Source organism: Achromobacter insuavis, assembly GCF_902859645.1.
In the GTDB taxonomy this organism is placed as follows: domain Bacteria; phylum Pseudomonadota; class Gammaproteobacteria; order Burkholderiales; family Burkholderiaceae_B; genus Achromobacter; species Achromobacter insuavis.
In genome coordinates, this window is sequence record NZ_CADIJR010000001.1 from 104,145 (window position 1) to 123,906 (window position 19,762).

Genomic DNA, 19,762 nt, shown 5'->3' on the forward strand with positions numbered 1-19,762 from the left:
AAAGTCAATGCCCCAGATTCTAGTCAGCGAGGTCGGCCCCCGGGATGGGTTGCAGAGCATCGCCGCCGTCATGTCCACGCCCGCCAAGCTGCGCTGGATCGGCGCGCTGGCGGCGGCCGGCCTGCGCGAAATCGAGGTCTGCTCGTTCGTGCCGCCCAAGCTGCTGCCGCAGATGGCCGATGCCGCCGAGGTGGTGGCCGGCGCGCGCCAGTTGCCCGGCCTGCACGTCGCGGCGCTGGCGCCGAACCTGCGCGGCGCGCAGGCCGCCTTCGAGGCCGGCGCGGCCAAGGTCACGCTGCCGGTGTCGGTGAGCGAGGCCCATTCCCTGGCCAACGTGCGCAAGACCCACGCGCAGATGCGTGACGAAGTCGCGGCCGTGGTGGCGCTGCGCGACGCCCGCCATCCCGGCGTGAAACTCGAGGCCGGTCTGTCGACCGCCTTCGGCTGCACCCTGGCCGGCCAGGTGCCGGAAGCCGACACGCTGCGCATGGCCGTGGCCATGGCGCAGCTGGGCGTCGACGAGGTCGGGCTGTCGGACACCACCGGCTACGCCAATCCGGCGCAGGTCGGGCGCCTGTTCAAGGCGCTGCGCGCCGAACTGGGCGCGCGCGCCGGCGGCGCCCATTTCCACAACACCCGCGGCCAGGGACTGGCCAACGTGGTGGCGGCGCTGGAGGTCGGCGTCGACACCTTCGACGCCAGCCAGGGCGGCCTGGGCGGCTGCCCCTACGCGCCGGGCGCCTCCGGCAACATCGTCACCGAGGACCTGGTGTTCCTGCTGGAGTCGATGGGCCTGGATACCGGCATCGACGTCGACGCGCTGATGGCGGCCCGCGCCGCGCTGCGCGACGGGTTGCCGGGCGAAGCGCTGTACGGCCACTTGCCCGACGCGGGCCTGCCGAAAGGATTCACCTACGCGCGGGAGGCCGCATGAGTACGCATGACCCCCATCCGGCCAGCGCCGAACCGGCCCTGCCGCTGACGGGCATTCGGGTGGTCGAATTCACCCACATGGTGATGGGCCCCACCTGCGGCATGATGTTGGCCGACCTGGGCGCCGAGGTCATCAAGATCGAACCGGTGCAGGGCGACAACACGCGCCGCCTGAAAGGCTCGGGCGCGGGCTTCTTCACCATGTTCAACCGCAACAAGAAGAGCCTGCCGGTCAACCTGCAGGATCCGCGCGGCATCGAGCTGGTGCTCAAGCTGATCGCCACCGCCGACATCGTCAGCGAGAACTTCAAGGCCGGCACCATGGCGCGCCTGGGGCTGGACTACGCCACGCTGTCGAAGCTGAACGAGCGCCTGATCTACGTCTCGCACAAGGGCTTCCTGCCTGGTCCCTACCAGCACCGCACCGCGCTCGACGAGGTGGTGCAGATGATGGGCGGCCTGGCCTACATGACCGGCCCCGAAGGCCGCCCCCTGCGGGCGGGCGCGGCCGTCAACGACATCATGGGCGGCATGTTCGGCGCCATGGGCGCCATGGCCGCGCTGCTCGAGCGCCAGCGCACCGGCCGCGGCCAGGAAGTGCAGAGCGCGCTGTTCGAGAACAACGTGTTCCTGGTCGGCCATCACATGATGCAGTACGCCGTCACCGGCAAGCCCGCCGCGCCCATGCCCAGTCGCATATCGGCGTGGGCGGTGTACGACGTCTTCACCGTCAAGGACGGCGAACAGATCTTCCTGGCCGTGGTGTCCGACACCCAGTGGAAGCTGTTCTGCGACGCTTTCGGCTTCGCCGACCTGGCCGCCGACGCGCGCCTGGCGGGCAACAACGACCGTGTCGAGGCCCGCGCCTGGCTCATGCCGATCCTGCGCGAACGCCTGGCGTCCGAGCCGGCCGCCGCCATCGCCGCCCGCTTCGAGGCGCACGGCCTGCCTTACGCGCCCATCGCCAAGCCGCAGGACCTGTTCGACGATCCGCACCTGGCCGCCACCGGCGGCCTGGCCGAGATCGCCCTGCCGCAAGACGGTGCGGGCAGCGGGGCGGGCAGCGGGGCGGTCAACGCGCATGCCAAGGTGCCGCTGCTGCCCATCACGCTGGGCGGCCGCCGCCCCGGCGTGCGTATCGATCCCCCGGCATTGGGCGCGCATGGCGCCCAGTTGCTGGAAACCCTGGGGCTGAGCGCGACGCAGATCGCGGCCCTGACCGAAGCAGGCGTCGTGGGGCCTGTGAACTAACCCTGTCGGCCCCGGCCGTCCCGCCCGATATATATCCCCTCTGGAGACAACTCATGCATGCCCTCTCGCGCCTCTTGCCGCGCCGCCTGGCCGCGGCCGCGATCGCCGTCGCCACCCTGGCCGGCGCCGCGCCCGCCATCGCCGCCTATCCCGAACGCCCCATCAACCTGGTCGTGCCGATGCCGCCGGGCGGCGGCACCGACGTCGTCAGCCGCCTTCTGGCCGAGCGCCTGGGCGTGGCCACCGGCTGGAACCTGGTGGTGCAGAACAAGCCCGGCGCCACCGGCAACATCGGCATGGACTACGTGGCCCGCGCCCAGCCCGACGGCTACACCGTCGGCATGGGCCAGGCCGCCAACCTCGCGATCAACCCCGCGCTGTATCCGAAGATGCCCTTCGACCCGAAAAAGGACTTCACCCTGGTCGGCCTGGTCGCGGCCCAGCCGGTGGTCCTGGTGGTGCGCGCCGACTCGCCCTACAAGACCCTCGCCGACCTCGTCGACGACGCCAGGAAAAAGCCCGCCGCCGCGTTGCGCCTGGCCTCCGCCGGCAACGGCACCATCGGCCACATGTCCGGCGTCATGCTCGCGCGCCGCGCCGGCGTCGAGTTCCTGCACGTCCCCTACAAGGGCGCCGGCCCCGCCGTCACCGACCTGGTCGGCGGCCAGACCGACCTCTACTTCATCACCCCGCAGACCGCCTTCCCCCTGCTCGCCGCCAACAAGCTGCGCGCGCTGGCCGTCACCTCCAACGCCCGCCTGGCCGCCTTGCCCGACGTCCCCACCGTCGCCGAATCCGGCTACCCCGGCTTCGAAGCGTCCGCCTGGACCGGCCTGGTCGGCCCCGCCGGCATGTCCCCCGACATGGTCAACCAGCTCAACGCCCGCATGCAGGCCGTCCTCAAGGAACCCGCCGTCATCAAGCGCCTGGAAGACGAAGGCAGCCAACCCCTGGGCGGCACCCCCGCCGACTTCGAGGCCTACATGAAAAGCGAAACCGCCAAGTGGGCCGACGTAGTAAAGGCCGCCAACATCAAACTGGACTGAAAGAGGGCGGGGGGCGTCCCCGCCCCCCCAAAGCAATCTCCCTGCCCCCTCCGCGCAGCGCCCATCGCCCCAACGCCAGACACCACGTATGCCAAAACCGGCCGCCCGCGCGGCCGATTTTGGCGGGCCCCGAAAACCTCTCCGGAACCCCTGTATCCAGCCCGGCCTCAACGCTCGATTCCGGACCGCAATCGTGGGCACGCCCTCCCCAGGCCCACCGCGCGAGGCGCGGCCTACGAAGCCCACAACCTCGCTGGCCATAAAAAAAAGCGCCCGAAGGCGCTTTTTTGAATACACAACGCAACAAGGCAAAACCCGTTCACCCCTGCGCCCAAGAATCCCGCAACGTCACCACCCGATTCAGCACAGGCTTCTCCACGGTCGACTCCTTCAAGTCAGCCGTGAAATACCCCAGCCGCTCGAACTGCCACGTCGCCCCCGGCGTCGCCACCGTGCCCGGCTCCAGCCACGCCGTCACCGTCTGCTTCGAATTCGGATTCAGGCAGGCCAGGAAATCCTTGTCGCCGCCATCCGGCCGCGGATCCGCGAACAGGCGGTCGTACAGATGGATCTGCGCCGGCACCGCATGCGCCGCGCTCACCCAGGTGATATTGCCCTTGACCTTGACGCTGTCCGCCCCCGGCGTGCCGCTGCGCGTCTCAGGCAGGTACTCCGCCTGCACCTCGACCACCTCGCCCGCCTCGTTCTTGGTAAAGCCGGTGCAACGCACCACATAACCGTACTTCAGGCGCACCAGGTTGCCCGGGAACAGGCGGAAATACTTCTTCGGCGCTTCCTCGCGGAAGTCATCGCGCTCAATCCACAGCTCGCGCGACAGCGGGAATTCGCGCACGCCGGCTTCCGGATCGTGCGGATTGCGCGGCGCCGTGCAGATCTCGGTCTGGCCTTCCGGATAGTTGGTGATGACCAGCTTGAGCGGGTCCAGCACCGCCACCGAACGCGGCGCGATCGGGTCCAGGTCGTCGCGCACGGCCTGCTCCAGCAGGCTGTAGTCGATGCGCGAATCCGACTTCGACACCGCCGTGCGGTCGCAGAACAGGCGGATCGAGGCCGGCGTGTAGCCGCGGCGGCGCAGGCCGAAGATGGTCGGCATGCGCGGATCGTCCCAGCCGTCCACGTGGCCTTCGCGCACCAGTTGCAGCAGCTTGCGCTTGCTGGTGACCACGTAGCTCAGGTTCAGGCGGGAGAACTCATATTGGTGCGGCAGCGGCCGGGCCAGCTTGCCCAGTTCGGCCAGGCGTTCCAGGATCCAGTCGTAGAACGGGCGCTGGTCTTCGAACTCCAGCGTGCAGACGCTGTGGGTGATGCCTTCCAGCGCGTCCTCCACCGGGTGCGCCCAGCTGTACATCGGGTAGATGCACCACTGGTTGCCGGTGCGGTGGTGGGTGGCGTGACGCACGCGGTACATGACCGGGTCGCGCAGGTTGATGTTGGGCGACGCCATGTTGATCTTGGCGCGCAGCACCAGGCTGCCGTCCGGGTGCTTGCCGTCGCGCATCTCGCGCAGCAGCGTGATGGACTCGGCGGCCGGACGGTTGCGCCAGGGCGAGTCGGTGCCGGGTTCGGTCAGGGTGCCGCGGTTGGCGCGGATCTCGTCGGGGCTCTGCGCGTCGACGTAGGCGTGGCCGGCCTCGACCAGCGCCTCGGCGAACTCATACATATAGCCGAAGTAGTCGCTGGCGAAATACAGGTTCTCGCGGCCGTCGGCCTTCCAGTCGAAGCCCAGCCAGTGCACGGCCTCGATGATGGCGTCGACGTATTCCTGGTCTTCCTTCTCGGGGTTGGTGTCGTCAAAGCGCAGGTGACAGACGCCGCCGAAATCGCGGGCCAGGCCGAAATTCACGCAGATGCTCTTGGCGTGGCCGATGTGCAGGTAGCCGTTGGGCTCCGGCGGAAAACGGGTGCGGATCTTCGCCGGGTCGGGTTCGCCCTGCTGCTGCACGGAGGCCGGTCCAGGCTTGCCCGCCCAACGCTTGCCCTGGAAGCGGTTGGCTTGCAGGTCGTCTTCGACGATGTTGAGCAGGAAATTGGATGCGGCGGGGGTCGGCGTCGTGGCGGAGGTCATTCTTGAAAGAATAGGAAAAAGCAGCGACAAAGCGTCAATTTTGCCACGTTCCCGTGACAAGCCATTTTTGGCTCGCTGCAAGCGGTTTCAAACTGGCCCCCATTGCCATGTAACTGGCTCTACACTACGGGCCATCATGGATATCTCCACCCTTTCCCTGGCCCGCGCGCAATTCGTGGCCAGCCTGAGCTTTCTGGCGCTGTTCCTGGCCGTGGCCCTGGCGCTTGCGTGGGTCCTGCTGTTCTTCAAGATACGCGCCCGCGTCTCGGGGCAGGGCGGCTGGACCGCCGCCTACCGCTTCTGGGTCCGCATCTTCGCCCTGTCCTTCGTGCTGACCCTGGCCGCCTGTGTGCCGGTGCTGATCCAGCTGGGCAGCCTGTGGGCCGGCCTGATGGACAAGATCGGCAACGTCGCCGGGCCGTTGCTGGGCTACGGCATCCTGTCCGTCTTCATCCTCAAGTCGTGTTTCCTGGGCGTCATGCTGTTCGGCCAGCGCCGCGTGTCCGACGGCGCCCATACCCTGGCGGTGCTGATGGTGGCCGTGGGGCAGCTGGTGGCGCTGTTCTGGGTGCTGGCGCTGCAATCGTGGATGCAGACGCCTGACGGCGCCGTGCTGGTCGATGGCCGCTACCAGGTCTATGACTGGGCGGCGGTGGTGCTGAACCCCTCGGTCGGCTGGCGCATGGCCGTGGTGGTGGTGGGCTCGGCCCTGGCCGCGGCCTTCCTGATGATGGGCGTGACCGCGCTGCAGGCCCTGCGCCGTCCGCTGGACGACGGCGAGCGCTGCACCTTCAAGACCGGCCTGGCGATCGCCGCGCTGGCTTCCGTGCTGCAGTTGCCGGTGGCCTCCGGCGCCGGCCAGATGGTGGCGCAGTACCAGCCCGCCAAGGCCGCCGCCGCCGCCGGCTACTGGGAAAGCGGCGCCGAGCCGCGCCTGGTGCTGTTCGGCTGGCCGGACGCCCGCAATCACACCAACGTGGCCGACTGGACCTGGAACAACGCCGGCGGCATGTGGCTGCACCGCAATGAAGACGGCACCTACCAGGGGCTGGACAAGTATTCGGGCATGTTGCCGCCGGTGGCGCTGACCTTCTGGTCGCTGCGGGTGGCGGCGGGGCTGGGCCTGCTGATGCTGGCCGTGTCCTGGGTCACGGTCCTGCTGACCTGGCGCCGCGGCATGGATGTCGCGGTGGTGTCGCGATGGTGGCAGCGCGTGCTGTGCGGCATGATGTTCTCCGGCGGCATCGCCGTCGTCGCCGCCTGGTGGGTGTCCGTCATCGGCCTGCAACCCTTCGTCGTCAACGGCACGATCACCCAGACCGAGGTGCTGGGCCCCATGTCTTCCAGCACCGTGCTGTACGGTCTGATCGGCTACGGCCTGCTGTACGCGCTGCTGCTGGCGGCCTTCGCCGGCATGCTGTTCCACGCGGCCCGCTACGGCGTGGTGCCGGTGCGCAAACTGGGCGGGGGAACGCCATGATCGCCATGCTCGCTGCCTCGCAGGGGCTGAGTCCCGATGATCCTTCCTTCTGGATGCCGCTGGCGTTCATGGGCCTGCTGTTCGTGGTCATCGCCGCCGGCGTGGTGCTGGACGGCTTCGACCTGGGCGTGGGCATCCTGCTGCAGCTGGCGCCCGAACAGGAGCGCGGCCGCATGATGAGCCTGCTGAGCCCCTGGCGCGACGCCAACGAATTCTGGCTGCTGCTGGGCATGGGGCTGTTCGCCTCGGCCTTTCCGTTCGCCTGGGGCGCGGTGCTGGGCAAGCTCTACGGACCGCTCACCTTCATGGTGCTGGGCGTGGTGCTGCGCAGCGTCTCCTTCGAATTCCGCATCCGCGCCCGCAACGAGGCCAAGCCGCGCTGGATCTTCGCCTTCTGGGCCGGTTCGCTGATGACCGCCTTCGGCCAGGGCATGCTGCTCGGCCGCATCGCCACCGGCTACCAATCCGACGCCGGCTATGGCTGGTTCGCGCTGTTCGTCGGCCTGTGCGCCGTGGCCGCCTATGTGCTGCTGGGCGCATCGTGGCTGGTGATGCGGGTCGACGGCGACCTGCAGCGCCGCGCCGCCAACTGGGCGCGCCACGCGATCCGCTGGACCGCGGTCGGCATGGTCGCCATCGCCGTCACGCTGGGCCTGGCCAACGCCGGCATCTTCTACAAATGGAGCAACATCGCCCACCTGAGCCTGGCGGCCACGGTATGGGTGCTGATGCTGGCCGGCTTCGTCGCCGCCGAAATGCTGCTGGCCCGCCTGCCGGGCCGCGCCGACCGCTTCAGCTGGCTGCCCTTCGTGCTGTGCGTGGCGCTGTTCCTGCTGATGCTGAGCGGCCTGGCCTACAGCCTGTTCCCCTACCTGATCCTGGACGACATGACGCTGTGGGACGGCGCCGGCGCGCTGGGCTCGATGCGGCTGGTGATGGCCGGCGCGGTGGTGGGGATTCCGGTGGTGCTGGTGTTCAACATCCTGGCCTACCGCTCGGTGTTCGGCCGGGAACGCGCGCCCGTGCCGCTGTTGCCGCCGCCGTCGCCCTGACGGCAACGCGGGCGCCGTCGAGGCGCCCGCCGCATGGGCCGCCACGCGGACGGCCGCCGCACAGCCGTCATCGAAGCGGCTGCTATCGAGAACCGCCGGCCGCTACAGCACCGGCCGCGCCACCCGTTGCAGGATCTCTTCGCCGTAGGCTTCCAGCTTGCGCGCGCCGACGCCGCTGATGTGGCTGAGCGCGTCCATCGATTCCGGCTGGGCCAGCGCGATCTCGCGCAGCGTGGCGTCGTGGAAGATGACGTAGGCCGGCACGCCGTGGCTCTTGGCCACTTCGCCGCGCCACGCGCGCAGCGCCTCGAACACCGGTTGCAGTTCGGCGGGCAGGTCGATCGCCGCGGCCTTGGCGCGGGTGCCGCCGGTCTTGCCCGAGCGGGTCTTCTTTTCGGAGTCGCGCCGCAGCATCAGCTGGCGTTCGCCCTTGAGCACGGCGCGGCTGCCCTCGGTCAGGGCCAGGGTGCCGTAGCCCTCGTTGTCGACGGTCAGCAGGCCCTGCGCCAGCAACTGGCGCAGCACGCCGCGCCAGGCCGTGTCGCTCAGGTCTTCGCCCACGCCGAACACGCTCAGGGTTTCGTGGCCGTGCTGCTTGGTGCGGTCGGTGACCTTGCCGCGCAGGATGTCGATGATGTGGCCGGCGCCGTAGCGCTGGCCGCGTTCCTTCCAGAGGCGGTAGACGGCCGACAGCACCTTCTGCGCGGCCACGGTGCCGTCCCAGGCCTGGGGCGGATCGAGGCAGACGTCGCAATTGCCGCAGGCCGTGATGTGCTGGCCGAAATACGCCAGCAGCCGCACGCGGCGGCATTCCACGGTTTCGCACAGCCCCAGCATGGCGTCCAGTTGCTGGCCGAGGCGGCGGCGGTAGGCGTCGTCGCCGGGGGATTCGTCGATCATGCGGCGCTGCTGCACCACGTCCTGCAGGCCATAGGCCAGCCAGGCGGTGGCGGGCAGGCCGTCGCGGCCGGCGCGGCCGGTTTCCTGGTAGTAGCCCTCGACCGACTTGGGCAGGTCGATGTGGGCCACGAAGCGCACGTCGGGCTTGTCGATGCCCATGCCGAAGGCGATGGTGGCGACCATGACCACGCCGTCCTCGCGCAGGAAGCGCGCCTGGTTGGCGGCCCGCACCTGGGCGCTGAGCCCGGCGTGGTACGGCATGGCGTCGATGCCCTGGTTGCAGAGGAATTCGGCGGTTTCCTCGACCCGCGCCCGCGACAGCGCGTAGACCACGCCGGATTCGCCCTCGTGCTCGGTGCGGATCATGTCCAGCAGCTGCTTGCGCACCTCGTTTTTCTCGACGATGCGGTAGCGGATGTTGGGGCGGTCGAAACTGGAGACGAAGTGGTGCGCGTCGGTCAGCGACAGGCGCTGGGCGATCTCGGTGCGGGTCTCGGCGGTGGCGGTGGCCGTCAGCGCGATACGCGGCACATCGGGCCAGCGCTCGTGCAGCATCGACAGGCCCAGGTATTCCGGGCGGAAATCGTGGCCCCATTGCGAGACGCAGTGGGCCTCGTCGATGGCGAACAGCGCGATGTTGCCGCGTTCCAGCAGCTGCAGGCAGCGGTCGGTCAGCAGGCGCTCGGGCGCCACGTACAGCAGGTCCAGCTCGCCGGCCAGGAAAGCCTGCTCGACGTCGCGGGCCACGCGCCATTCCTGCGTCGAGTTGAGGAAGGCGGCGCGCACGCCGAGTTCGGTCAGCGCGTCGACCTGGTCCTGCATCAGCGCGATCAGGGGTGACACGACGATACCGGTGCCTTCGCGCACCAGCGACGGAATCTGGTAACAGAGCGACTTGCCGCCGCCAGTGGGCATCAGGACCAGCGCGTCGCCGCCGTCGATGACTTGCTGGACGATGGCTTGCTGGTCGCCGCGGAAGGATTCGTAACCGAAAACGCGCTGCAGGACGCCGAGGGCGCGCGCGTCAGACATGGGGATAGGCCGGGAGCATCATGGCGGGGATTTTAAGCCGCAAATCCGGCCGCCCGGGCGCGGGGGGATATTTCCGTCCGCCGGGCGACCCGCATCACCAGCTCAGCCACGTGCCGCGCATGAAGGTGTCCACCGGCATGCTGAGGTTGGCGCGCCACTCGTAATTGCCGGAAATGATGTCGCGGTCGGCGCCCACCGCCAGCTTGACCTTGGGCGCCACGAACATGCTGTGGGACAGGCCGACGCGCTGTTCGGCCAGCACCGAGCCCTCGTGCAGCCCCGAATAGGTGCCGCTGAGCGTGCCCCAGCCGGTGATCGGCACCCCGGCCGACAGGGTGTTGCGGGTCTGCGGCGCCGCGGCGACGCCGCCGGAATAGGTGGACAGGTCGCCGAAGCCGGCGCCGATCTGTTCGTTGGTGTAGCCCAGGTTGACCGCGTCGGCCACGTCGACGTTGTAGCCGAAGCGGTAGCGCCAGGCGCTGGCGGCGTCGAACGAGCTCTGAGTGGCGCCGGCCTGGAAGGTGCCGTAGTCGCCGGCGGAATAGGTGGTGCCCATGCCGCGCGTGGTCAGCGCCGGCGCGCTCTGCATCTGGCCTTCCAGCGTCAGCACCGGCGTCAGCCCGTAGCGGACGGTGCTGTTGCCGACCGAGGCGCCGTAGTCGACCGCCCCGGACGTGGCGCTCGGATCCATGCGGTTGAGCCGGCCCAGCGACGAGGAATAGCCGAAGCTGCCTTCCGCCAGCGGCGCCGTGGTGCTTTGCAGGTTGGAGATCTGCAGCCCGCCGACGGGCGCGCTGCTGCCCCAGGTGGGCGCGTTGGCGTTGATGTTGCCCACCGAGAACGACGGGCCGGTGGTGTTGCGGTAGACCCAGTTGCGGTCGCCGCCGTAGCGCAGGCCGTCCTGGCCGCTGACCGAGGAGAACCAGGGACGGGTCGGCCGCGACACGCCGGAGATCACCACCACCGGCACGCGCGGGATATCGCCGCTTTCCAGGTCGAAGGCGTATTCGGGCGTGTCGGACGGGTCGGCGGCGGCCTGGGGCGGCGTGCAGCCCAGCGGGCCGGCGCTGGCATCGCCGGACAGGGTCGAGCCCGTCCCCGGTATCAGCTCCGCGTCATTGCCGCCGGCCACGCTGGTATCCATGGCCGGTTCGGCCGTCTGCATGTCGCAGGGCGTGGGGTCGAGCGGCACCGCGCGCGACTCCAGCGACGGCGCGGGCCGGACCGGCACCGGTTGCACCGGCGCCAGCACGCCGATGCCGCGCGCCACGTAGGTCGGGGCCGGCGAAGGGGAGAGGGGGGCCGCGGGCGTGCCGCCGAACGCCGACGCGAACGGGCTGGCCAAGCCTGCCGTCAACGCCGTGTACAGCAGCCGTCTGCGCCAGGATGCAGGGGCGGGCATAACGACAGTGTAGAAAGGGGACGCTGCCCCAGCTGTAAACGATTTTTAGTAAACCGGACCAGCGTATGCGGGCAATGGGATTTATTTTAGGGCCAGTCCGCCCCGCACGGCCATGCCGACGCGAAAGGACCGCCAACGCCGGCAAACATCGTGCAACAGGTATATTTCAGATGATTTCCCGGCTCTTGCCGCCAACGCGGGACGGCTCCACTATGGCATCCATGGACAATCACCACACCAAGCTGCTGGTCGTCGACGACGATCCGGCCCTGCGGCAACTGCTGGCCGACTACCTGAACCGCCACGGCTACGACACCCTGCTGGCGCCGGACGCGAGCGACCTGCCGTCGCGCATCACCCGCTACGCCCCCGACCTGCTGGTGCTGGACCGCATGCTGCCCGGCGGCGACGGCGCCGACGCCTGTCGCCGCCTGCGCGAGCAGGGCGAGGACATCCCCGTCATCCTGCTGACCGCCCGCGACGAGGCGGTCGACCGCATCATCGGCCTGGAGGCCGGCGCCGACGACTACGTCGGCAAGCCCTTCGACCCGCGCGAACTGCTGGCCCGCATCGAGGCCGTGTTGCGGCGCAAGCGCGGCCCGTCGGCGCTGACCAAGGACGCGCCGGTGTCGTTCGGCCCGTTCCTGTTCGATCCCTCCACCCGCCAGCTGTCGCGCGAAGGCACGGTGGTCAAGCTCACCGGCGGTGAAATCAACCTGCTCGAGGCACTGGTGCGCAACGCCGGCAAGCCGCTGTCGCGCGAACGCCTGCTGGCGCTGGCGCGCGACGACGACGCCGGCGAACGCAACGACCGCGCCATCGACATCGCCATCCTGCGCCTGCGCCGCGTCATCGAGGACGATCCCAAGCAACCCCGCTGGATCCAGACCGTCTGGGGCATCGGTTACCGGTTTTCCCCCTGATGCGCTTCTCTGCCGGCTTCCTGGTGCCGCGCTCGCTGCGAGCGCGGCTCATCCTGCTGATCCTCGGGTCGGTGCTGCTGACGCAGGCGGCGACCCTGGTGACGGTCTCGTACTTCCGCCACAAGTTCATGGAAGACGTGGCCATCGGCTACATCACCACCACCATCCGCACCCTGCGCGCCGCCGTGTCGCAGGTGCCGGCCGAGGATCGCGCCGACTTCGTGCGCGCCGCCTCGCAGAACCAGTGGCGCCTGTGGTCGCGGGTGCTGCCCGCCGAGGCCAAGCTGCAACGCTTCAACGGCCGCCGCCCGCCGCCCCGCAATGCGCAGCATCCTCCGCCCCCGCCGCCTCCGCCGCCGCCGAGCGCCCAGATCCAGGGGCCGCCGCTGCCGCCCGAGATGCGCGGCGACGAGCGCGAAGTCGAACACGAGCGCGAACGCGAAGAGCGCCACGCCGACCGCGAGCGCGAACGCGAAGAGCACATGCGCCGCTACAAGCCCGAGCCCGACGACATCCGCCGCGACCTGCGCGGGCTGGTGCAGCAGCTCAACGAGCGCCTGAACGACGGCACCCGGGTGGCGCTGTCGCGCGGCCCCACGCCGGAAATCTTCATCTCGCTGGCGCCCAACCCGGCCAGCGAGGATGCGCCGCGCCTGCGTGAATGGCTGGTGATCCCGCTGGATCGCCTCGACCCGCCCGTGGCCACGCCGTTCATCGCCGCCTGGCTGGGCGGCCTGGGCCTGTTGCTGCTGCTGGCGGTGGGCTTTTCCTGGCACATCACCCGTCCCATCACCCGCCTGGCCGACGCCGCCGACCGCCTGGCCGCCGGCCAGCCGCAGCGGGTCGAGCCGTCCGGGCCGCACGAGACGCGGGTGCTGGGCGAACGCTTCAACGCCATGCTGGACGCGCTGGCCGAATCCGATTCCGTGCGCCGCACGCTGCTGTCGGGCCTGCCGCACGACCTCAAGGGGCCGCTGTCGCGCATGTGGCTGCGCATCGAGCTGGCCGACGATTCGGCCCTCAAGGAAGGGCTGCGCACCGACCTGCAGGACATGCAGCACATGGTCGACCAGTTCATCGGCTTCGTGCGCGGCACCGATCCCGCCGCCTACCGCTACGCGTCGATGGTGCTGCCCGACTGGCTGACCGAACGCGTCAACGCCTGGCGCGGCGCCGGCACCGACGTCACGCTCAAGACTTCCGGCGGCGACGACGCGCTGATCGTGCACGGGGACGCCGTGGCGCTGGGCCGGCTGCTCGACAACCTGATCGGCAACGCCCTGAACCATGGCGCGCCGCCCGTCGACATCTGCCTGCGGCGCGAAGACCGCTACGCGGTGCTGGATGTCTCCGACCACGGCCCCGGCATCGTGCCGGAGCGGCGCCTGGAGGCGCTGCGGCCCTTCAGCCGCCTGGACGACGCCCGCACCCGCACCGGCAGCGTTGGCCTGGGCCTGGCGCTGGCCGAGGCCATCGCCCGCGCCCACGGCGGCTCGCTGGAGCTGCTGCGGGCCGAGTCGGGCGGGCTGTGCGTGCGGGTCAAGCTGCCGGTCGTCGACGGCGCCTGATTCCGGCCCGGGGCGTTTTGGGCCCGGACCCCGCCCCGGGCCCGGCGGTTACGGTACGATGCAGCATCCCGCTCAGTATCCAGTCGTTCCCGCACCATGGCCATCCAGTCCGATTCGCTTTCCTCCCGCCCCGACGCGCCTCGCATCGTCGCGCCCCAACCGGCGTCGCCCAACGAGGAATCGATCGAACGCGCCCTGCGGCCCAAGGCGCTGGAGGAATACGTCGGCCAGCAGCGCGCCCGCGAACAGCTCGAGATCTTCATCGCGGCCGCCCGCAAGCGCGGCGAGGCGCTGGACCACGTGCTGCTGTTCGGCCCGCCGGGCCTGGGCAAGACCACGCTGGCCCACATCATCGCGCACGAAATGGGCGTGCAGCTGCGCCAGACCTCCGGCCCCGTGCTGGAACGCCCGGGCGACCTGGCCGCGCTGCTGACCAACCTGGAAAAGAACGACGTCCTGTTCATCGATGAAATCCATCGCCTGTCGCCCGTGGTCGAGGAAATCCTCTATCCGGCGCTCGAGGATTTCCAGATCGACATCCTGATCGGCGAGGGCCCGGCCGCTCGCAGCGTCAAGCTCGACCTGCAGCCGTTCACCCTGGTCGGCGCCACCACCCGCGCCGGCATGCTGACCAATCCGCTGCGCGACCGCTTCGGCATCGTTTCGCGGCTGGAGTTCTACAACGCCGACGACCTCGGCCGCATCGTCACCCGCAGCGCCGGCCTGCTCAATGCCGGCATCACGCCTGACGGCGCCGCCGAAGTGGCGCGCCGCGCCCGCGGCACGCCGCGTATCGCCAACCGCCTGCTGCGGCGCGTGCGCGACTACGCCGAGGTCAAGGCCGGCGGCACCATCGACGCCGACGTCGCCGGCCGCGCGCTGGCCATGCTCGAGGTCGACCCGCAGGGCCTGGACCTGATGGACCGCAAGCTGCTCGAAGCCATCATCCACAAGTTCGATGGCGGCCCGGTGGGCGTGGACAGCCTGGCCGCGGCCATCGGCGAAGAGCGCGACACCATCGAGGACGTGATCGAGCCCTACCTGATCCAGCACGGCTACCTGCAACGCACGCCGCGCGGCCGCACCGCCACCCTGACCACCTGGCGCCACCTGGGCCTGACCCCGCCGGCCGGCGCCGCCAGCTCCAGCGGCGAGCTGTTCGGCAAATAAAATCCGACTTTCTTCGCGTACAAAGGACTGTTTCCATGTTGCCCGAACTGCCCACCTTCGACGACGTCGCGCGCGCCAGCGAGCGCCTGGCCGGCAATGCGCACCGCACGCCGGTGCTGACCTCGACCACGGCCGACGCCATCGCCGGCGCTTCGTTGTTCTTCAAGTGCGAGAACTACCAGCGCATGGGCGCGTTCAAGTTCCGCGGCGGCTACAACGCCATCGCGCGCCTGACGCCCGAGCAGCGCGCCGCCGGCGTGGTCACGTTCTCGTCGGGCAACCACGCGCAGGCGATTGCGCTGGCCTCCAAGCTGCAGGGCGTCAAGGCCACCATCATCATGCCGCTGGACGCGCCGGCGGCCAAGCGCGCCGCCACCGAAGGCTACGGCGGCCAGATCGTCACCTATGACCGCTACACCGAAGACCGCGAGCAGATCGCGCTGCGCATCCAGTCCGAGACCGGCGCCACGCTGATCCCGCCGTACGACCACGAAGACGTGATCGCCGGGCAGGGCACCGCGGCCAAGGAACTGTTCGAGGATGTCGGCGAGCTCGACTACCTGTTCGTGTGCCTGGGCGGCGGCGGCCTGCTGTCGGGCTCGGCGCTGTCGGCGTTCGCGCTCAGCCCGCGCTGCCTGGTCTACGGCGTCGAGCCGGAAGCCGGCAACGACGGCCAGCAATCGCTGCGCAAGGGCGAGATCGTCCGCATCCAGGCGCCCAAGACCCTGGCCGACGGCGCCGCCACCACCCATCTGGGCAACCTGACCTTCCCCCTCATCCAGAAGCACGTGCGCGATATCGTCACGGTGACGGATGACCAGCTGGTCTCGACCATGAAATTCTTCGCCGAACGCATGAAGATGGTGGTGGAACCCACTGGCTGCCTGGCGGCCGCGGCCGTGCTGCAGGGCGTGGTGCCGGTGCGCGGCGCGCGCGTCGGCGTCATCATCAGCGGCGGCAACGTCGATCTTCCGGCCTACGGCAAGTTGCTGGCGGGCTGACCCCACGGGCGGAGCGCCGGCGGGATATCGTCCGGCGCTTTGGCCGCCAGCTTGCGGAGGCGGCGCACGCAGGGCAGAATCGGACCTGAATCCTGAAGAACAGGGGCTGCTCCATGCGTATCCTTGTCATCGGCGGCACCGGCTTCATCGGCCGTCATCTCATCGCCCGGCTGGCGGGCGGGCAGCACCAGATCCTGGTGCCCACCCGCCGCTATGGCCAGGGGCGAGAACTCCAGTTGTTGCCCACCGTCACCCTGCTCGCCAGCGACCTGCATGACGACGGCGAGCTCGACCGCCTGGTGCGCGGCTGCGACGTGGTGATCAACCTGGTGGGCATCCTGCACGGCAATTCGGGCCGGCCCTACGGCTCCGATTTCGCGCGGGCCCACGTGCTCCTGCCGCAGCGCATCGCGCGGGCCTGCCGCCGCCAGGGCGCGCGCCGCCTGCTGCACGTCAGCGCGCTGGGCGCCGATTCCAGCGGCGCCAGCATGTACCAGCGTTCCAAGGGCGACGGCGAGGCCGCCATCAAGCAGGAACTGGCCGACTGGCGCGAGGGCGGTTGGACCATCTTCCGTCCGTCGGTGGTGTTCGGCGCCGACGACAACTTCACCAACATGTTCGCGCGCCTGGCGCGCTGGCTGCCCATGTTGCCGCTGGCCGGCGCGCACGTGCGCATGCAGCCGGTGTTCGTGGGCGACGTGGTGACGGCGATGGTGGCGACGCTGGGCAATACCCACGCCTGGGGCAAGACCTATGAACTGGGCGGCCCGCAGGTCTACTCCCTGGGCGAGATCGCGCGCCTGTGCGCCGGCTGGGGCGGCCACCCGCGCCCGGTGGTCAACCTGCCGATGGGGCTGGGGCGGATGCAGGCCATGCTGTTCGAGTGCCTGCCGGGCCGGCCCCTGATGTCGCGCGACAACCTCGATTCGCTACGCAGCGACAACATCTGCGGCGCGCCGATGGCGCCCGAATTGAACGTGGTGCCGACCGGGTTGGAAGCGGTCGCGCCCGGTTACCTGTCGCCGATACGCTAGCCGGCCACAGGGCACGCCGGCGCCGGCCGGGGCGCGCGCCGGCGGCTGTTTCAGCGCACCAGCGCCTTCAAGGCCTGCTTGATGCCGTCCGACACGCCCACGCCTTCGGGCAGGGTCTTCAGCGCGGACAGCGATTCCTTCTCGGAGTACCCCAGCGCCAGCAGCGCGTTCAGGATGTCGGACTGGTTGTCCTGCACCGGATGCGCGGTGGCGCCGATGTCGGCGCCCAGCTTGCCGCGCATTTCCAGCAGCAGGCGTTCGGCGGTCTTCTTGCCGATGCCCGGCACGCGGGTCAGGCGGCCCGATTCCTGCAGCGTGATGGCCTGGGCCAGATCGGCCACCGACAGGCCCGACAGCACCGACAGCGCGGTGCGCGCGCCGATGCCGCTGACCTTGATCAGCTCGCGGAAGGCGCTGCGCTCGCCGGCCGTGGCGAAGCCGTAGAGGATGTGGGCGTCCTCGCGCACGGTCAGGTGCGTGTACAGGGTGACGCGCGCGCCGGTTTCCGGCAGCGAATAGAGCGTGCTCATGGGCACGTCGATGTCATAGCCCAGACCGTTGACGTCCACGCACACGGTGGGCGGCAGTTTCTCGATCAGGGTTCCGGTGATGCGTCCGATCATGGTGGCAGTGGCCTGGCAAAAGAGGGGGCCGCGACAGCCGCGGCGGATGCCGGGATTCTATACGGGTCCGCGCGAGGCGGGGGCGGGGGGCTCAGCCGAGCAGGCGGCCGTTGCGGATGCGGGTCTTGCCGCTCAGGCTCAGGCGCGTGCCCAGCTGCGTCAGCCGGTCCTGCAGCGGGCCGACGTGGGCGTGGCAGATGGCGCACGCCAGCGCGTCGGCCGAGTCGGGGGCGGGCGTGCCGTCCAGCGCCAGCAGGTGCTGCACCATCATCTGCACCTGCTCCTTGGCCGCGCGGCCGGTGCCCACCACCGCTTTCTTGATCTGCAGCGCGGTGTACTCGTGCACCGCCAGCGAACTGTCGGCCAGCGCGCACAGCGCCGCGCCGCGGGCCTGGCCCAGCAGCAGGGTGGAAGCGGGATTGGTGTTCAGGAAGATGATTTCCAGCGCGGCGACGTCGGGCTGCGTGTCGCGCGCCACCTGGCGCAGATTGTCCAGGATGACCTTGAGGCGCTCGGACAGCGTCAGCGCCGGCGGCACCACGATGGTGCCGCTGGCGACATAGCGCAGCCGCGAGCCGTCGGCATCGATCACACCGAAGCCGGTGCGGCGCAGGCCGGGATCGATGCCGAGGACGCGCATCAGTGGCGGAAGTGACGGGTGCCGGTCAGCACCATGGCGATGCCATGCTCGTCGGCCGCGGCGATGACTTCGTCGTCACGCATGCTGCCGCCGGGCTGGATCACGCAGGTCGCGCCCGCGGCCACCACCACGTCCAGGCCGTCGCGGAACGGGAAGAAGGCATCCGACGCCACCGCCGAGCCCTTCAGCGTCAGGCCGGCGTTCTCGGCCTTGATCGAGGCGATGCGGGCCGAGTCGATGCGGCTCATCTGGCCGGCGCCGACGCCCAGCGTCATGCCGCCGCCGACGAACACGATGGCGTTGGACTTGACGTACTTGGCGACCTTCCAGGCGAACGCCAGATCGTTCATTTCCTGTTCGGTGGGCTGGCGCTTGGACACGACCTTCAGGGCGTCGCGCGGCACGTTGTAGGCGTCCGGGCTCTGCACCAGCCAGCCGCCACCGACGCGCTTGACGTCGAAGGCGTTCTGGCCCGTGCCCATCGGCACTTCCAGCACGCGCACATTCTTCTTGGCGGCCAGGATGGCCAGCGCGGCGCCGTCATAGGCCGGGGCCAGCAGCACTTCCAGGAACTGGGCGCTGACGGCTTCGGCGGTGGCGGCGTCGACCGGGCGGTTGAAGGCGATGATGCCGCCGAAGGCCGAGGTCGGGTCGGTCTTGAAGGCCTGCTGGTAGGCGCCCAGCGTGTCGGCCGCCACGGCCACGCCGCAGGGGTTGGCGTGCTTGACGATGACGCAGGCGGGCGCCTCGAAGCTGCGCGCGCATTCCCAGGCGGCATCGGCGTCGGCGATGTTGTTGTACGACAGTTCCTTGCCCTGCAGCTGGCGGTAGTTGCCCAGCAGGCCGGCGGAGCGCTGCGCGTCGACGTAGAACGCGGCGGTCTGGTGCGGGTTCTCGCCATAGCGCAGGGCCTGTTCTTGCTTGACCTGCAGGGTCAGGGTGCCCGGCCATTCCTGGCGGGCCGGCACGGCGTCCTGCGCCGGTTCGGCCTCGGTCAGGCTGGTCAGGTAGGCGGCGATGGCGCCGTCGTAGGCCGCGGTGTGGGCGTAGACCTTGGCGGCCAGCGCCAGGCGCAGGCCGTACGAGGTGCCGCCGCCCTGATCCATTTCGGACAGCACGCGCGAGTAGTCGACCGGGTCGATCACCACCGTCACGCCACCGGCTTCGGTGCCGTGGTTCTTGGCGGCGGCGCGCAGCATGGCCGGGCCGCCGATGTCGATGTTCTCGACCGCGTCGGCGAAGGTGCAGTCCGGCTTGGCCACGGTTTCGCGGAACGGATACAGGTTGACCACCAGCATGTCGATGCGATCGATACCGGCCGCCTTGATGGTGTCCATGTGCTCGGCGCTGTCGCGGCGGGCCAGCAGGCCGCCGTGGATCTTCGGGTGCAGCGTCTTGACGCGGCCGTCCAGGATCTCGGGCGAGCCGGTGTGGGCGGCCACTTCGGTGACGGTCAGGCCGGATTCGGCCAGCAGCTTGGCGGTGCCGCCGGTCGACAGCAGGCGCACGCCGCGCGCGGCCAGCGCGCGGGCAAATTCAACGATGCCGGTCTTGTCGGACACCGAAAGCAGGGCGGTTTCGATTTTCATGGTGAGGGACGGGAGTGGGGCGCGGGCGCCTG

16 protein-coding genes are annotated in these 19,762 nt (G+C 69.8%); 10 read left to right on the plus strand and 6 right to left on the minus strand.

What is annotated here, in order from left to right; all coding sequences use genetic code 11:
* Positions 1-7: 7 nt before the first annotated feature.
* From H0523_RS00450 to H0523_RS00460, 3 genes are read left to right on the plus strand one after another with little or no spacing between them, the layout of a single operon-like run.
* Positions 8-934 (plus strand): hydroxymethylglutaryl-CoA lyase, encoded by a 927-nt coding sequence (locus H0523_RS00450; RefSeq protein WP_054432881.1) that lies wholly within the window; start codon positions 8-10, stop codon positions 932-934.
* On the plus strand, positions 931-2,184 hold the full coding sequence (locus H0523_RS00455) for a CaiB/BaiF CoA transferase family protein (RefSeq protein WP_054432882.1): 1,254 nt from the start codon (positions 931-933) through the stop codon (positions 2,182-2,184). The genes H0523_RS00450 and H0523_RS00455 overlap by 4 nt, the downstream gene beginning before the upstream one ends.
* Before the next feature lie 53 nt (positions 2,185-2,237).
* The gene (locus tag H0523_RS00460; protein WP_054432883.1) at positions 2,238-3,230 is read left to right on the plus strand and encodes a Bug family tripartite tricarboxylate transporter substrate binding protein; all 993 of its coding nucleotides are present in this window, start codon (positions 2,238-2,240) and stop codon (positions 3,228-3,230) included.
* A gap of 319 nt (positions 3,231-3,549) precedes the next feature.
* Here H0523_RS00460 and H0523_RS00465 read toward each other — a convergent pair whose 3' ends face one another.
* The gene (locus H0523_RS00465) at positions 3,550-5,316 is read right to left on the minus strand and encodes a glutamine--tRNA ligase/YqeY domain fusion protein (RefSeq protein ID WP_054432884.1); all 1,767 of its coding nucleotides are present in this window, start codon (positions 5,314-5,316) and stop codon (positions 3,550-3,552) included.
* Between the two features lie 136 nt (positions 5,317-5,452).
* Here H0523_RS00465 and H0523_RS00470 point away from each other — a divergent pair, with 136 nt between their 5' ends.
* On the plus strand, positions 5,453-6,796 hold the full coding sequence (locus H0523_RS00470; RefSeq protein ID WP_054432885.1) for a cytochrome ubiquinol oxidase subunit I: 1,344 nt from the start codon (positions 5,453-5,455) through the stop codon (positions 6,794-6,796).
* Complete coding sequence (locus tag H0523_RS00475) at positions 6,793-7,848, plus strand: cytochrome d ubiquinol oxidase subunit II (protein WP_054432886.1); 1,056 nt, start codon at positions 6,793-6,795, stop codon at positions 7,846-7,848. The genes H0523_RS00470 and H0523_RS00475 overlap by 4 nt, the downstream gene beginning before the upstream one ends.
* 102 nt (positions 7,849-7,950) lie before the next feature.
* On the opposite strand, the gene recQ is transcribed toward H0523_RS00475, so the two are convergent.
* Positions 7,951-9,780, minus strand: coding sequence for a DNA helicase RecQ (gene recQ, locus H0523_RS00480; RefSeq protein ID WP_054432887.1), 1,830 nt, complete (start codon positions 9,778-9,780; stop codon positions 7,951-7,953).
* A gap of 94 nt (positions 9,781-9,874) precedes the next feature.
* Entirely contained in the window at positions 9,875-11,182 is a 1,308-nt protein-coding gene (locus H0523_RS00485; RefSeq protein WP_238924922.1) for a fimbrial protein, read from the minus strand.
* Between the two features lie 221 nt (positions 11,183-11,403).
* Here H0523_RS00485 and H0523_RS00490 point away from each other — a divergent pair, with 221 nt between their 5' ends.
* The 5 genes from H0523_RS00490 to H0523_RS00510 all read left to right on the plus strand — a co-directional run bounded on the left by H0523_RS00490 (position 11,404) and on the right by H0523_RS00510 (position 16,878).
* Positions 11,404-12,105: a response regulator gene (locus tag H0523_RS00490; protein ID WP_006393155.1), complete on the plus strand. Its 702-nt coding sequence runs from the start codon at positions 11,404-11,406 to the stop codon at positions 12,103-12,105.
* Positions 12,105-13,673: a sensor histidine kinase gene (locus H0523_RS00495; protein ID WP_054432888.1), complete on the plus strand. Its 1,569-nt coding sequence runs from the start codon at positions 12,105-12,107 to the stop codon at positions 13,671-13,673. Before H0523_RS00490 ends, H0523_RS00495 begins: the two co-directional genes overlap by 1 nt.
* Before the next feature lie 96 nt (positions 13,674-13,769).
* Positions 13,770-14,843, plus strand: a complete 1,074-nt coding sequence (gene ruvB, locus H0523_RS00500; RefSeq protein ID WP_054432889.1) for a Holliday junction branch migration DNA helicase RuvB — start codon at positions 13,770-13,772, stop codon at positions 14,841-14,843.
* 35 nt (positions 14,844-14,878) lie between these two features.
* Positions 14,879-15,844: a threo-3-hydroxy-L-aspartate ammonia-lyase gene (locus H0523_RS00505; protein WP_054432890.1), complete on the plus strand. Its 966-nt coding sequence runs from the start codon at positions 14,879-14,881 to the stop codon at positions 15,842-15,844.
* 113 nt (positions 15,845-15,957) lie between these two features.
* The gene (locus H0523_RS00510; protein WP_054432891.1) at positions 15,958-16,878 is read left to right on the plus strand and encodes a complex I NDUFA9 subunit family protein; all 921 of its coding nucleotides are present in this window, start codon (positions 15,958-15,960) and stop codon (positions 16,876-16,878) included.
* A gap of 50 nt (positions 16,879-16,928) precedes the next feature.
* Here H0523_RS00510 and ruvA read toward each other — a convergent pair whose 3' ends face one another.
* The 3 genes from ruvA to purH all read right to left on the minus strand — a co-directional run bounded on the left by ruvA (position 16,929) and on the right by purH (position 19,730).
* The gene (gene ruvA / locus H0523_RS00515) at positions 16,929-17,501 is read right to left on the minus strand and encodes a Holliday junction branch migration protein RuvA (protein WP_006393160.1); all 573 of its coding nucleotides are present in this window, start codon (positions 17,499-17,501) and stop codon (positions 16,929-16,931) included.
* 91 nt (positions 17,502-17,592) lie between these two features.
* Positions 17,593-18,141, minus strand: a complete 549-nt coding sequence (gene ruvC / locus H0523_RS00520; protein WP_054432892.1) for a crossover junction endodeoxyribonuclease RuvC — start codon at positions 18,139-18,141, stop codon at positions 17,593-17,595.
* A complete protein-coding gene (gene purH, locus H0523_RS00525) occupies positions 18,141-19,730 on the minus strand; it encodes a bifunctional phosphoribosylaminoimidazolecarboxamide formyltransferase/IMP cyclohydrolase (RefSeq protein ID WP_054432893.1) in 1,590 nt (529 codons plus the stop codon). The genes ruvC and purH overlap by 1 nt, the downstream gene beginning before the upstream one ends.
* Between the last annotated feature and the right edge of the window lie 32 nt (positions 19,731-19,762).